The sequence below is a fragment of the Rhodococcus sp. HM1 genome, assembly GCF_023218075.1.
In the GTDB taxonomy this organism is placed as follows: domain Bacteria; phylum Actinomycetota; class Actinomycetes; order Mycobacteriales; family Mycobacteriaceae; genus Rhodococcus.
Map to the genome: position 1 here is coordinate 16,887 of NZ_JALPTB010000046.1, position 14,098 is coordinate 30,984.

The window sequence follows — 14,098 nt, forward strand, 5'->3', positions numbered from 1 at the left end:
GGCTTCTAGGAGCGCGGCCCGGGCCCGGCGTCGGGTCCAACCAACAAGGATACCAATTCGTCGCAAGCACGGTCGACGTCGTCGTTGACGACGACGGTGTCGAACTCGTCCTGCGCGGCCAATTCGGTGCGGGCCGTCTCGAGCCTGCGGGCGACCACCTCGTCGGACTCGGTTCCGCGGCCGGTGAGCCGCTCGACCAGAACCTCCCAGCTCGGTGGGGCCAGGAAGGTCAGGACCGCCTCGGGCATCGCTGCCCGGACGGCACGGGCCCCGGCCAGGTCCACCTCGACCAGCACCGGACGTCCAGCGGCGAGCGCCTCGCGGACGGGTGCGGCCGGGGTACCCGAGCGTTGCAATCCGCCGTGGATCTCCGCCCATTCGAGCAGTTCCCCGGCGTCGATCATCCGGTCGAACTCGTCGCGTCCCACGAAGTGGTAGTCCTCGCCGTCGACCTCCCCCGGTCGCGGATCCCGGGTCGTCGCCGAGACGCTGAAGTACAGGTCCGGGACGCGGGAGCGCAGGAGGCGGACGACGGTCGACTTACCGACCGCGGAGGGGCCGGCCAGAACAACCAGCCGGCCCCTCCGCGTCACGGGCGCGCTGTCCGACACGGTTTGTGCGTCAGCAACCACGGTCTTACTCAGCGTCGAAATCGAACCTGGCGAGAAGCGCCTTGCGCTGACGGTCGCCCAGGCCGCGCAGACGGCGCGTCGGGGCGATCTCCAGCTCGGTCATGATCTCCTGAGCCTTGACCTTGCCGACCTTCGGCAGGGCCTCGAGCAGGGCGGAAACCTTCATCTTGCCGAGGATCTCGTCGTTCTCGGCGTCCTTGAGCACCTGCTTGAGGTCGGTGCCGCCGCGCTTCAGGCGCTCCTTGAGCTCTGCCCGGGCACGACGGGCAGCAGCCGCCTTCTCCAGAGCAGCGGCGCGCTGCTCGTCGGTCAGCTGGGGAAGGGCCACGGTTCCTCCGTCTCATCGTTGGCAAACAGTCTTCGACCGCTGATAACCAGCGGCGATAGCGACCGTACTCACGCGCGCCGACGATTGCGAACCCACCCCCCGGCGTTCCACTCGAAAATCCGTGCGGTAGTGGAGACGGATCCCGCAGCGCGAAACCGCCGCTCCCGCCGGTCGACGCACCGCTTCCCACCTGCGGTGACGCCGAAAAACCGCAGGTGAGGAGGCCAATGTCCGATTCGGCGACGAAGCGCGTCCCGACTCGTCGGCGAAGGGCCGCACGCCGGCTTCGAAGCCGGTCGGCCGGTTCGGAAAAATTTCTGGGGAATGCGCGTGTCGCGCCTCTCACCGACCGCGCGTGTCGCCGCTCCCACCAGCACCGGGAGAGGCGAAACCGCCCCCCAACGGGTCCTCGGACCCGACAACGGGGCCGGACCCCAGCTGGGTCCGGCCCCGCGGCGCGAGTTCCGTCAGGCCCTCAGGAAGGCGAATCCCTCGACCGCGCGGGCGACGGCGTCGCGCAGCATCGCGACGGTCGGCCCGGCCCGGAGCACCTCCCGGGAGACGTTGGGCACCACCGCGTCGAGATGGTCACCCGCCAGCCGGCGCACGTCGTCGGCGGTGCCGCCCTGCGCACCGACGCCGGGCATCAGGATCGGCCCGCGCAGCGCGCTCAGATCGGGTGCGCTCGTCAGCGTCGCACCCACCACCACACCGACAGAGCCCAGCACCGCGGCCCCGGCGTTGCGGGCGGCGGCCTCGTCGACCATCACCTGGGCGAGCGTGCGCCCGTCCGCGACCGTCGCCTGCTGCACCTGCGCGCCCTCCGGGTTGGAGGTGGCCGCGAGCACGAACACCCCGCGCCCGGTGTCCTGCGCGAGCTGCAGGGCCGGTTCCAGCGCCCCGAAGCCCAGATACGGCGAGACGGTCACCGAGTCCGAGCACAGCGGCGAGTCGTCGGACAGCCAGGTGCGCGCGTACGCGGCCATCGTGGAACCGATGTCGCCGCGCTTGGCATCGGCCAGAACGAGCGTTCCGCTCTCGCGCAGCGCCGCGACGGCCCGTTCGAGCACGGCGATACCCGCCGACCCGAACGCCTCGAAGAACGCCACCTGCGGCTTGACCAGCGCGACCTCACCGGCGAACGCCTCGACACAGCGCTCGGTGAAGGTCGCCAGGCCGGCCGCGTCGACGGTCAGCCCCCATGCCCCGAGCAGTTCGGGGTGCGGGTCGATGCCGACGCACAGCGGTCCGCGTTCGGCGAGCGCCGCGTGCAGCCGCTCCCCGAACCCGGTCACGACAGCTGCTCGCCGTCGCGCAGGCCCGCCTGCATCCGCTGGATGGACCGGACACCGATCTCCCCGCGGATCGCGGCCTCGATGCCCTGGATCGCGGCCGCGGCACCCTGCACGGTCGTCACGCACGGGATGTTCGCGGCGACCGCGGCACTGCGGATCTCGTAGCCGTCGATGCGCGGCCCGGCGTTGCCCCACGGCGTGTTGATGACCATCGCGACGTCCCCGGCGCGGATGCGGTCGACGACGGTCGGTGCGCCCTCGGGGCGATCCTCCTCGGAGACCTTGTACACGTGCTCGCACGGAACTCCGTTGCGCTGCAAGGTTTCCGCGGTACCGATGGTCGCCATGATCCGGAACCCGAGGTCGGCGAGGTGCTTGACCGGGAAGATCATCGACCGCTTGTCCTTGTTCGCGATCGAGACGAACACCGCACCCGAGGTGGGGAGCGAACCGTAGGCGGCGGTCTGCGACTTGGCGAAGGCCCGGCCGAAGTCGCTGTCGAGGCCCATGACCTCACCGGTGGACTTCATCTCGGGGCTGAGCAGGGTGTCGACCCCGGTGCCGTCGGCGCGGCGGAACCGGTTGAACGGCAGCACCGCCTCCTTGACCGCGATGGGCGCGTCGAGCGGGGCGTGGCTGCCGTCGCCCTCGGCGGGCAGCAGACCCTGGCTGCGCAGCTCGGCGATGGTCTCGCCGAGCATGATCCGCGCGCACGCCTTCGCGAGCTGCACACCGGTCGCCTTGGACACGAACGGCACGGTGCGGCTGGCCCGCGGGTTGGCTTCGAGGACGTAGAGGATGTCGTCCTTGAGCGCGTACTGGACGTTGAGCAGGCCCTTGACGCCGATGCCTTTCGCGAGCGCGGCGGTGGACCGGCGCACGTTCTCGATGTCGGAGCGGCCGAGCGTGATCGGGGGCAGCGCGCACGCCGAGTCGCCGGAGTGGATACCGGCTTCCTCGATGTGCTCCATGATGCCGCCGATGTAGACGTCGGTGCCGTCGCACAGGGCGTCGACGTCGATCTCCACGGCGTCGTCGAGGAAGCGGTCGACCAGCACCGGGCGGTCGTCGGAGATCTCGGTGGCGTTCGAGATGTAGGTCTCGAGTGCCTTCTCGTCGTAGACGATCTCCATGCCGCGGCCACCGAGCACGTAGGACGGGCGCACCAGCACCGGGTAGCCGATGCCGGACGCGATCTCCCGCGCCCCTTCGAAGGTGGTGGCGGTGCCGTACTTCGCGGCGGGCAGGTCGGCCTGCTCGAGCACCCGGCCGAACTCGCCGCGGTCCTCGGCCAGGTCGATCGCCTCGGGGCTGGTGCCGACGATCGGCACGCCCGCGGCCTTCAGGCGCCGCGCCAGGCCCAGCGGGGTCTGGCCACCGAGCTGCACGATGACACCGGCGACGGTGCCGGACTCGCACTCGGCGCGGTACACCTCGAGCACGTCCTCGAAGGTGAGCGGCTCGAAGTACAGGCGGTCGGCGGTGTCGTAGTCGGTCGAGACGGTCTCCGGGTTGCAGTTGACCATGACGGTCTCGTACCCGGCCTCCGACAGCGTCAGCGCGGCGTGCACGCACGAGTAGTCGAACTCGATGCCCTGGCCGATGCGGTTCGGGCCGGAGCCCAGGATCAGCACCTTCGGGCGTTCGGTCTGCGGCGCGACCTCGGTCTCGGCCTCCGGATCGAGCTCGTAGGTCGAGTAGTGGTACGGGGTCTTGGCCTCGAACTCGGCGGCGCAGGTGTCGACGGTCTTGTACACCGGGTGCACGCCCAGTTCGATGCGCAGGGCGCGGACGGCGTCCTCGTCGGCGAACTGCTCCGGGCGCAGCTCGGCGATCTGGCGGTCGGAGAAGCCGTGGTGCTTGGCGTAGCGCAGTTCCTGCTCGCCGAAGGTCTCGACGCCGCGGACCTCGTCGCCCAGCTCGACGATCTGCTGGATCTGATCGAGGAACCACGGGTCGATCTTGGTGGCGTCGAAGACCTGCTCGACGGTGGCGCCCAGCTCGAACGCCTTCGCCACCCCATAGATGCGTCCGTCCGTGGGGGTCGCGATCTCGGCGAGGATCGAGTCGAGGGTGCCCTCGACCTCGGGGCCGGTCCAGAAGCCGGCGCGCTTGGTCTCGAGCGAACGCAGCACCTTGCCGAACGCCTCGGTGAAGTTGCGGCCGATCGACATGGCCTCACCGACCGACTTCATGGTGGTGGTGAGGGTGCCGTCGGCGCCGGGGAACTTCTCGAACGCGAAGCGGGGGGCCTTGACCACGACGTAGTCGAGGGTCGGCTCGAAGCAGGCCGGCGTTTCCTTGGTGATGTCGTTGACGATCTCGTCGAGGGTGTAGCCGATCGCGAGCTTGGCGGCCATCTTCGCGATCGGGTAGCCGGTGGCCTTCGACGCGAGCGCCGAGGAGCGCGACACGCGCGGGTTCATCTCGATGACGACGAGGCGGCCGTCGCGCGGGTCCATCGCGAACTGGATGTTGCAGCCGCCGGTGTCCACGCCGACCTCGCGCAGGATGGCGATCGAGAGGTCGCGCATCTTCTGGTACTCGCGGTCGGTCAGGGTCATCGCCGGCGCGACCGTGATCGAGTCGCCGGTGTGCACGCCGACCGGGTCGACGTTCTCGATGGAGCAGACGATCACGACGTTGTCGCGGCCGTCACGCATGAGCTCGAGCTCGTATTCCTTCCAGCCGAGGATGGACTCCTCGATCAGGACGTTCGCGGTCGGCGACGCGGCGAGACCGCCCCCGGCGATGCGCTCGAGGTCCTCGTCGTTGTAGGCCATGCCGGAGCCGAGGCCACCCATCGTGAACGACGGGCGCACCACGACGGGGAAGCCGAGTTCGGCGACGGTCGCGCGGACCTCGTCCATGGTGAAGCAGACCCGCGAGCGGGCGGACTCGCCGCCGCACTTGGTGACGATGTCCTTGAACATCTGCCGGTCCTCGCCGCGCTGGATGGCGTCGAAGTCGGCGCCGATCAGCTCGACGTTGTACTTGTCGAGGATGCCCTGCTCGGACAGCGCGACCGCGGTGTTCAGCGCGGTCTGGCCGCCGAGGGTCGCCAGCACGGCGTCGATCGGGGTGCCGTTGGCGGCCTCGGTGGCGATGACCTTCTCGACGAACTCGGCGGTGATCGGCTCGATGTAGGTGGAGTCGGCGAACTCCGGGTCGGTCATGATCGTGGCCGGGTTGGAGTTGACGAGGCTGACCCGCAGGCCCTCCTCGCGCAGCACCCGGCACGCCTGGGTGCCGGAGTAGTCGAACTCGCAGGCCTGGCCGATGACGATCGGCCCGGAGCCGATGACCAGGATGTGGGAGAGATCTGTACGGCGTGGCATTAGGACTTGTCTCCCTCGAGCATGCTGGCGAATCGGTCGAACAGGTAGGCGGCGTCGTGCGGGCCGGCCGCCGCCTCCGGGTGGTACTGCACCGAGAAGGCGCTGCCGTCGAGCAGGCGGACCCCTTCGACGGCACCGTCGTTGGCGCAGGTGTGGCTGATCACGGCGCGGCCGAACGGGGTGTCGAACTCCTGGCCCGCCTCACCCTCGAGCGCGAAACCGTGGTTCTGCGCGGTGATGGCGATGCGGCCGGTCTCGTGTTCGACGACCGGGATGTTGATGCCGCGGTGCCCGAACTTCATCTTGTAGGTGTTCAGGCCCAGGGCGCGTCCGAGGATCTGGTTGCCGAAGCAGATGCCGAACAGCGGCAGGCCCTGTCCGAGCACCTCCTTGGTCAGGTGCACCGCCCCGTCCGCGGTCGCCGGGTCGCCGGGGCCGTTGGACAGGAACACACCGTCGGCCTTCAGGTCGAGGATGTCGTGCAGCGTCGCGGTGGACGGCAGCACGTGCACCCGCATCCCGCGTTCGGCGAACATGCGCGGGGTGTTGGTCTTGATGCCCAGGTCGATGGCCGCGACCGTGAACCGGGCCTCGCCCCCGACGGGCTCGACGACGTATCCGCTGGTGGTGGTGACCTCGCCGGCGAGGTCGGCGCCGAGCATCGACGGCTGGGACTTGACCCGCTCGAGCAGTTCCGCGTCCGAGGCGAGGGCGTCACCGGAGAAGACGCCGGCGCGCATGGAGCCGCGGGTGCGCAGGTGCCGCACGAGTGCGCGGGTGTCGATGCCGGCGATGCCGACCACACCCTGGCGGACCAGTTCGTCCTGCAGAGAGCCGGTGGCCCGCCAGCTGGAGGTGCGGCGGGAGGGGTCGCGCACGACGTAGCCGGCGACCCATATCTTCGCTTCCGCGGAGTCGCCGGTCGGGCCGACGGACTCGTTGTCTTCCTGGTTCCAGCCGGTGTTGCCGATCTGCGGTGCCGTCGACACCACGATCTGCCGGTGGTAGCTGGGGTCGGTGAGCGTCTCCTGGTAGCCGGTCATGCCGGTGCTGAACACGGCCTCGCCGAGGGTCTGGCCGACCGCTCCGAAGGTGGTGCCGCGGAAGATCCGCCCGTCCTCGAGCACCAGTACCGCGGTGCCGCCGCCGAAATTACCGCCGCTCATGCGTTCTCTCCGTTCTGCTCGACCTCACCAGAGCTGTCCGCATCAGCTGAAATCTCACGTGCTGTGATCGTCACTGTCCTGAATCTTCGTTCGTCGCGTCCACCCACGAGGGGTAAACAGTCTTGTCGTCGCCGCGGAATCCGGTGTCGATCTCGGTTCCGGAGGGCAGTTGCCATCGGATGACCAGGACGCCGTCCTTGGTCATGACCTTCCCGGCCAGGCCGCGTTCGGTGCGGATCGCGCGGATCGAGTCCTGCGGAATCCAGATCGGCGAGGCACCGTCGCGGTCGAGGAGTACTCCACTGCGGTAGCGGCTGATCTCGGCCGCGGCCCGGTATCCCAGGTCGCCGACCGCGATCCGGTCCTGCCAGCTCGGCGCCAGGGTGCTGCCCACGTACAGGCCGGTGCTGGGGGCCAGCACCTGCTCCCCCAGGTCCGCGGGCACGGCGGGAAGTTCCCCGACGGCGTCGGCCTGGCGGCGGGCGCGTCCGCGCCAACCCTTCCACATGAGCAGGACCAGCACGACCCACAGGAGCAGGAAGCCGAGGGTGATCAGAACCCGGTCCATCGCGCTACCTCCCGCCGGTCCGCGGGCGGACCGCACCGTCGCGGGCGGTGATCCTGCCGCGCAGCACGGTCGCGGTGACCTTGGCGGGCAGCGTCATCTCCTCGTACGGGGTGTTGTTCGAGATGCTCGCCAGTTCCGGTCCGCGCACCGTCCATTCGGTGTCCGGGTCGACGAGCACGACGTTGGCCGGTTCCCCGACCGCGAGCGGGCGGCCCTGGTCGTCGAGTCCGACGATCTCGGCGGGTCGCTCGCTCATCACCTTCGCGACCCCACGCCAGTCGAGCAGGCCGGGCCGGACCATCGTCTCGACGAGGATGGACAGGGCCGTCTCGAGGCCGAGCATGCCGGGCCGGGCCTGCGAGAACTCGCAGCACTTGTCCTGTTCGGCATGCGGGGCGTGGTCGGTGGCCACACAATCCAGCACACCCTCGGCGAGGCCGCGGCGCAATGCCTCGACGTCGGAACGTTCCCGCAGCGGCGGGTTGACCCGGTTGACGCCGTCGTAGGTCTCGAGCCGCGAATCGTCGAGAAGCAGGTGATGGGGAGTCACCTCGGCCGTGATCGAAATCCCCTGTCCCCGAGCCCATTTGACGAGTTCGACGGTGCCCGCGGTGGACGCGTGGCAGATGTGGACACGCGCTCCGGCGTCCCGCGCGAGCAGCGCGTCGCGCGCCACGATCGACTCCTCGGCCGCGCGCGGCCATCCGGTCAGACCCAGCCGCGCGGCGGTCGGACCCTCGTGGGCGACGGCGCCGACGGTCAGCCGCGGCTCCTCGGCATGCTGGGCGATGAGAACTCCGAGGGTGCCCGCGTATTCGAGGGCGCGCCGCATGATCAGCGGGTCGTACACGCAGTGCCCGTCGTCGGAGAACATCCGGACCCGGCCGGCGCCGGCCGCCATGGTGCCCATCTCGGCGAGCTGCTTGCCGGCGAGACCGACGGTGACCGCGCCGACCGGGTGCACGTCGACCAGCCCGACCTCCTGGCCGCGGCGCCACACGTGATCGGTGACGACGACCGAGTCCGCGACCGGGTTGGTGTTGGCCATCGCGAACACCGCGGTGTAGCCGCCGAGCGCGGCGGCGGCCGAGCCGCTGTCGATCGTCTCGGTGTCCTCGCGGCCCGGTTCGCGCAGGTGCGTGTGCAGGTCGACGAAGCCGGGCAGCAGGACCTGGCCGGTACCGTCGATCACCTCGGCATCGGCGTCGGCCTCGAGGCCGGAACCGATCGCGAGGATCTGCTCGTCGCCGAGCAGGACGTCGACCGGATCGCCCTCGCCGTAGACCAGCACGTTGCGGATGAGGACCTGCGGGGTCACCGAATTGTCTCCTGTTCCAATAGTTTCCGTCATGCCGACGCCCCTTCGGTGCCGACCAGCAGACGGAACAGCACCGCCATGCGCACGTGCACACCGTTGGTCACCTGCTGCAGCACCGCGGTCTGCGGGGCGTCGGCGACCGCGGAGGCGATCTCCATGCCGCGCAGCATCGGGCCGGGGTGCAGCACCACCGCGTCGTCGGAGAGCAGCCGCAGCCGGCGCTCGGACAGTCCGTAACCGATCGAGTACTCGCGCGCCGACGGGAAGAACCCGCCGTTCATGCGTTCGGCCTGCACCCGCAACATGAGCACCGCGTCCAGGCCGGGCAGTTCCGCGTCGAGCGAGTGCGCCACGGTCACCGGCCAGGTCTCCACCCCGACCGGCAGCAGCGTGCGGGGCGCGACGAGCACCACCTCGGCGCCGAGCATCGACAGCAGCAGCGCGTTCGAGCGCGCCACCCGGCTGTGCAGGATGTCGCCGACGATGCCGATGCGCCGCCCTTCCAGCGATCCGAGCCGCTGCCGCAGGGTCAGCGCGTCGAGCAGCGCCTGCGTGGGGTGTTCGTGGGTGCCGTCACCGGCGTTGATCACCGACGGGCCGTTGCCGTCGGCGTCGGTCGTCCAGTCCGCGATCCGGTGTGCCGCACCGGAGGCCGGGTGCCGCACGATCAGCGCATCGGCGCCCGCCGCGTGCAGGGTCAGCGCGGTGTCGCGCAGCGATTCGCCTTTGGACACCGACGAACTCGACGCGCTGACGTTGATGACGTCCGCGCTCATCCACTTGCCGGCGACCTCGAAGGACACCCGGGTCCGGGTCGAGTTCTCGTAGAACACGGTCATCACGGTGCGGCCGCGCAGTGTCGGCAACTTGCGCACCTCACGGCCGAGCAACGCCTGCTCGAACCGTTCCGCCTCGTCCAGAAGCTCGGTCGCGGAATCCCTGGTCAGATCCGCGATGGTGAGCAGGTGTTTCACAGGTTCTTGCCTCCGGAGATCTCCACCGCGTCACGTCCGTCCTGTTCGGTGAGCAGCACGCGCACGTCCTCCGTGCGGGCGGTGGGAACGTTCTTGCCGACGTAGTCGGCGCGTAGCGGCAGCTCGCGGTGCCCGCGATCGACCAGCACCGCGAGCTGGACGGCCCGCGGCCGGCCCAGGTCGCGCAGGGCGTCGAGGGCGGCGCGGACGGAGCGGCCGGAGAAGAGCACGTCGTCGACGAGGACGACCAGGGCGTTGTCCACACCGCCTTCCGGCACCGAGGTGCGCTCGAGGGGACGGTGCGGCTTGGTCCGCAGGTCGTCGCGGTAGAGCGTGATGTCGAGAGATCCGACCGGCACGCGGACCCCGGAGAACTCCTCGATGCGCTCGGCGATGCGGTTCGCGAGGGTGGTGCCGCGGGTGGGGATTCCGACCAGCACGACGCGAGGCGCTTCGCCTTCCGGGGCGTCGAGTGCGGTCTTCTCGATGATCTGGTGGGAGATGCGGGCCACGGTGCGTCCGACGTCCGCGGCGGACAACAACTCGCGGGCGGGCGCTCCGGTTCCGGATGCCGATGGATCGGTGGATGCTGACGAGCCGTCCTCGGACATGGCCATACAGCGACCTCCTTCTCCGCCTCGCTGGACGGATCGTTAAAGGATGCCTGACGTTCAAACAGCCTATCAGCGGCCGAGAGGCGTCACGGCAAGGTTGACGGTGAAGCGCGACACACGGGCACCGACGACGAAGGCGGGTCCGGACGAAATCGTCGATCTCGTCCGGACCCGCCTGCGCTGCATCGGTGTCCTACTGTTCCGAACCGGGTTGTTCGGGAGTGCCGGGTTGTTCGGCAGCGCCGGCCTGCTTCGCGTGCACCGACGTCGCTGCGGCCGCGGCACGCACCTGGTCGGCGACGGCGACGAGCTGACCGAGCACGCCGTTGACGAACGCCGGCGAATCGTCGGTCGACAACGACTTCGCGAGTTCGACGGCCTCGTCGACGGCCACGACCGGCGGCACGTCGGTGGCGTGGAACAGCTCCCAGGCGGCGATCCGCAGGATCGCGCGGTCCACCGCGGGCAGCCGCTCGAGCGTCCACTCGTGCAGGTGGTCGGCGATGAGCTGATCGAGCTCGTCGAGGTGCTCGGCGACACCGCGCACCAGGGTCCGGGTGTACGGCGCGACCGGGGCCACCTGGTCGTCGGTGAGCGCCAGCGCCACGCGGTCCGCGGCGAGGTCGATCGGGTCGGTGTCGCGGGCTTCGGCCTCGAACAGCAGGTCGACGGCGCGCTTACGCGCCTTGTGCCGGGCTCCGAGTTTCTTCTGCGTTCCGGACACTCAGGAGTTCACTCGCCCGAGGTAGCTGCCGTCACGGGAATCGACCTTCAGCTTGTCGCCGGTGTTGATGAACAGCGGGACCTGGATCTCGGCGCCGGTCTCGAGGGTCGCGGGCTTGGTGCCGCCGGTGGAGCGGTCGCCCTGCAGGCCCGGATCGGTGTGCTGGACGACCAGCTCGATCGTGACGGGAAGCTCGACGAACAGCGGGGTGCCCTCGTGGGTCGCGACCTGCACGGCCATGTTCTCGAGCAGGAACTTCGCCCCGTCACCGAGCGTCTCGGGCGAGATCGAGATCTGGTCGTAGGTCTCGCCGTCCATGAAGACGTAGTCGGTGCCGTCGTTGTACAGGTAGGTCATGTCGCGGCGGTCGACGGTGGCGGTCTCGACCTTGACACCGGCGTTCCAGGTCTTGTCGACGGTCTTACCGGAGAGCACGTTCTTCAGCTTCGAGCGCACGAACGCCGGACCCTTGCCGGGCTTGACGTGCTGGAACTCGATGATCTGCCAGAGCTGACCCTCGATCTTCAGCACGAGCCCGTTCTTGAAATCACTGGTATCGGCCACTTACTTCGCGTCTCCTAGAGTCGAGGAACCGCCCTTATACGACGGTCAATGTCTTGTCGGTCAGCGTGAGCAGTTCCGGTGCCTGCTCGCGCACCACGAGCGTGTCCTCGATCCGCACGCCTCCGCGCCCGGAGAAGTACACGCCCGGCTCGACGGTTACCGTCGCACCGGCGACAAGTGTACCGGTCGCCGCGGCACCGATTCCCGGCGCTTCGTGGATCTCGAGCCCCACCCCGTGACCGAGGCCGTGCAGGAAGAGTTCTCCGTACCCGGCGTCGGCGATCACCGATCGGGCCGCCGCGTCCACCGCGGCACATTCGATGCCCGGCGCGAGCGCCTCCCGGCCGGCCTGCTGGGCACGCAACACCAGGTCGTACAGCTCGCGCTGCCAGTCCGCGGCCTTGTCGAGCACGTAGGTGCGGGTCATGTCGGAGTGGTAGCCGCCGACCTGCGCCCCGAAGTCGAGCTTGACGAAGTCGCCGGAGGCCAGCACCGCGTTCGTCGGCCGGTGATGCGGGATCGCCGAGTTGGCGCCCGCGGCGACGATCGTCTCGAAGGAGATGCCGTCGGCGCCGTGGTCGAGCATGCGGGACTCGAGGTCGCGGCCCACCTCCTTCTCGGTGCGGCCGGGGCGCAGGCCCCCGGCGGCGATCAGGTCCGCCAGCGCCCGGTCCGCCGCGGTGCACGCCGCGCGCAGCAGCCCGATCTCGTGTTCGTCCTTGACCGCCCGCAACTGCTCGACGAGTCCCGGCGCAGCGGTCAACGTCACCTTGCTGCCGAGCCCGGACCAGCGAGCGTGTTCGTCGACGGTGACCGTGTGGCTTTCGAAACCCCAGCCTGCCGCGTGTGTCCCGGCGGAGGCGATGAGGTGGTCGGCACTGGCGCGTGCGATGACCGCGCGCAGGTCCGGGACCTGTTCGGCGATCTGCGTGACGTACCGGCCGTCGGTGCAGACGACGGTCCGCGATTCGTCGGCGTCGTCGGTGCTGACCAGGAGCGCGGCGTTGGACCCGGTGAATCCGGTGAGGTAGCGGATGTTGAGCAGGTTCGTCACCAGCAGCGCGTCGAGTCCGCGGTCGGCGAGGACGGCGCGCAGCGCGGCGCGGCGGGAGGCATGATCGGCGGCCATCGAACCAACCTACCCCGACGATTCGTGGCCGGTCACAGGACGACGGGCCGGTTTCGGGTGTGGGCCGAGACACACTTTTGCCGTGACAGACGTTACTCTCGGATACATGAAACCCTGGTTGACTCGCGGGCTCGGCCTGACCCTCGTGCATGTGCTCGTCCGCGTCCTGCTGGGCGCGGCGCTCGTCCAGTGGCCCCTGCAGGGATCGGTCCTGAGGTGGGGTGGTCTGCTCGTCGTGCTGTTCGCGGCCCTGATCTGGGGCGGCATCGACGGGATCCGGGATCGGCGCGCGAATCCCGATCCGGATCGCGGCGCGGATCTGACGATGCTGTGGCTGAAGGCGGGCGCGGTCACGGGTCTGCTCGGCGGGTTCCTCACGTGGCTCGTCGATGCGGTCACCGCGATCCCGGTCGGTGTCAAGTCGCTGTTCTTCGAGCTCACCTCCGGCGCGGCGTTCACCGTGCTGCTGGTGTTCCTGCCCGCGATGGCGGCCGTGACCGTCGGCCGCTTCCTGGTGCGAGACGAGCAGGCGAGGCCGGTCGAGCAGCCCGCCGCGGAACCGGCGCCGGTGGGGGCTGCGGTCGGGGCCGACAGGGCGTGGAGCAGCGACGACTCCCCCACCGAGGTGTTCCCGGCCGTCGACCCGAAACGGGACGGCACGGCCTGACCGGCATACATCGGCTCTCCCACTTTCCGCGGGCCGCCGCGACCACGATGGTCGCGGCGGCCCGCGGCCGTCCGCACCGGTCGCACCGGTCGCACCGCTGAGTTTCCGGCTCGGGACGGGTCTGTCCTCATGCGACCCCACCGCTCCGAGAACCGAGGTGCCCGATGACCGAAATGCTCGATCTCGATCCCGCCGCCCGCACGATGACCCGGGTGATCGCCGGGATCCGCGACGACCAGCTCACCGCCCGCACACCGTGCCGGGACGCCACGCTCGGCGACCTCCTCGACCACGTCGGCGGCCTGTCCGTGGCGTTCACCGCCGCGGCGACCAAGGAGTTCGGGGAGATCACAGCGCGTCCGCCGGCGCCGAGCGCCGCCAACCTGGGCGACGACTGGCGCACGCGCATCCCCGCGCAGGTCGCGGCGCTCGCGCAGGCGTGGCACGATCCCGCCGCGTGGACCGGAACGACGCAGGCCGCCGGGCTGGACCTGCCCGGCCGGATCGCGGGACTCGTCGCGCTCGACGAGCTCGTGATCCACGGTTGGGACCTCGCGGCCGCGGCGGGCCTGCCCTACACCTGCGACGATGCGGCGGTGGCGGCCTGCACGGCGTTCGCGTCGACCGTCACCCCGGAGCAGCGGGCCGAAGGTGGCCTGTTCGGTCCGGTGGTGGAGGTTGCGGAGGATGCGTCCGCGCTCGATCGGCTGCTCGGGCTCACCGGCCGTGACCCGTCCTGGACGCCACCGCGCAACGGCTGACCCGGGCCGACCTGCATCAC

At 70.0% G+C, this 14,098-nt stretch carries 14 protein-coding genes; 2 read left to right on the plus strand and 12 right to left on the minus strand.

The genetic code is table 11. The features are described 5' to 3' along the window. Window positions 1-5: 5 nt before the first annotated feature. From gmk to M1M07_RS21690, 12 genes are all read right to left on the minus strand, one after another. Window positions 6-632 (minus strand): guanylate kinase, encoded by a 627-nt coding sequence (gene gmk / locus M1M07_RS21635; RefSeq protein WP_197252829.1) that lies wholly within the window; start codon window positions 630-632, stop codon window positions 6-8. Between the two features lie 4 nt (window positions 633-636). After that, complete coding sequence (gene mihF, locus M1M07_RS21640; protein WP_068158315.1) at window positions 637-960, minus strand: integration host factor, actinobacterial type; 324 nt, start codon at window positions 958-960, stop codon at window positions 637-639. 467 nt (window positions 961-1,427) lie between these two features. Beyond that, a complete protein-coding gene (pyrF, locus tag M1M07_RS21645; protein WP_197252828.1) occupies window positions 1,428-2,255 on the minus strand; it encodes an orotidine-5'-phosphate decarboxylase in 828 nt (275 codons plus the stop codon). Next, window positions 2,252-5,593, minus strand: a complete 3,342-nt coding sequence (gene carB / locus M1M07_RS21650) for a carbamoyl-phosphate synthase large subunit (RefSeq protein WP_248675506.1) — start codon at window positions 5,591-5,593, stop codon at window positions 2,252-2,254. Before carB ends, pyrF begins: the two co-directional genes overlap by 4 nt. Further along, complete coding sequence (carA, locus tag M1M07_RS21655; RefSeq protein WP_197251531.1) at window positions 5,593-6,759, minus strand: glutamine-hydrolyzing carbamoyl-phosphate synthase small subunit; 1,167 nt, start codon at window positions 6,757-6,759, stop codon at window positions 5,593-5,595. Before carA ends, carB begins: the two co-directional genes overlap by 1 nt. Before the next feature lie 70 nt (window positions 6,760-6,829). Next, the gene (locus M1M07_RS21660; RefSeq protein WP_248675507.1) at window positions 6,830-7,327 is read right to left on the minus strand and encodes a transporter; all 498 of its coding nucleotides are present in this window, start codon (window positions 7,325-7,327) and stop codon (window positions 6,830-6,832) included. A gap of 4 nt (window positions 7,328-7,331) precedes the next feature. Next, complete coding sequence (locus tag M1M07_RS21665; protein WP_248675508.1) at window positions 7,332-8,678, minus strand: dihydroorotase; 1,347 nt, start codon at window positions 8,676-8,678, stop codon at window positions 7,332-7,334. Further along, a complete protein-coding gene (locus M1M07_RS21670; RefSeq protein WP_197252146.1) occupies window positions 8,675-9,619 on the minus strand; it encodes an aspartate carbamoyltransferase catalytic subunit in 945 nt (314 codons plus the stop codon). The genes M1M07_RS21665 and M1M07_RS21670 overlap by 4 nt, the downstream gene beginning before the upstream one ends. After that, on the minus strand, window positions 9,616-10,230 hold the full coding sequence (gene pyrR / locus M1M07_RS21675; RefSeq protein ID WP_231610489.1) for a bifunctional pyr operon transcriptional regulator/uracil phosphoribosyltransferase PyrR: 615 nt from the start codon (window positions 10,228-10,230) through the stop codon (window positions 9,616-9,618). The genes M1M07_RS21670 and pyrR overlap by 4 nt, the downstream gene beginning before the upstream one ends. A 196-nt stretch (window positions 10,231-10,426) precedes the next feature. Then, window positions 10,427-10,957: a transcription antitermination factor NusB gene (gene nusB / locus M1M07_RS21680; protein ID WP_248675509.1), complete on the minus strand. Its 531-nt coding sequence runs from the start codon at window positions 10,955-10,957 to the stop codon at window positions 10,427-10,429. Next, window positions 10,958-11,521 carry an elongation factor P gene (efp, locus tag M1M07_RS21685; protein WP_197250271.1) on the minus strand — a complete coding sequence of 188 codons (564 nt, stop codon included), beginning with the start codon at window positions 11,519-11,521 and terminating at the stop codon, window positions 10,958-10,960. A gap of 34 nt (window positions 11,522-11,555) precedes the next feature. Then, entirely contained in the window at window positions 11,556-12,650 is a 1,095-nt protein-coding gene (locus tag M1M07_RS21690) for a Xaa-Pro peptidase family protein (protein WP_248675510.1), read from the minus strand. 106 nt (window positions 12,651-12,756) lie between these two features. Here M1M07_RS21690 and M1M07_RS21695 point away from each other — a divergent pair, with 106 nt between their 5' ends. Both M1M07_RS21695 and M1M07_RS21700 read left to right on the plus strand, forming a co-directional pair. Beyond that, window positions 12,757-13,317 carry a B-4DMT family transporter gene (locus tag M1M07_RS21695; protein WP_197250269.1) on the plus strand — a complete coding sequence of 187 codons (561 nt, stop codon included), beginning with the start codon at window positions 12,757-12,759 and terminating at the stop codon, window positions 13,315-13,317. Window positions 13,318-13,481: 164 nt separating this feature from the next. Continuing rightward, window positions 13,482-14,078 carry a TIGR03086 family metal-binding protein gene (locus M1M07_RS21700; protein ID WP_197250268.1) on the plus strand — a complete coding sequence of 199 codons (597 nt, stop codon included), beginning with the start codon at window positions 13,482-13,484 and terminating at the stop codon, window positions 14,076-14,078. The last annotated feature ends 20 nt before the right edge of the window (window positions 14,079-14,098 follow it).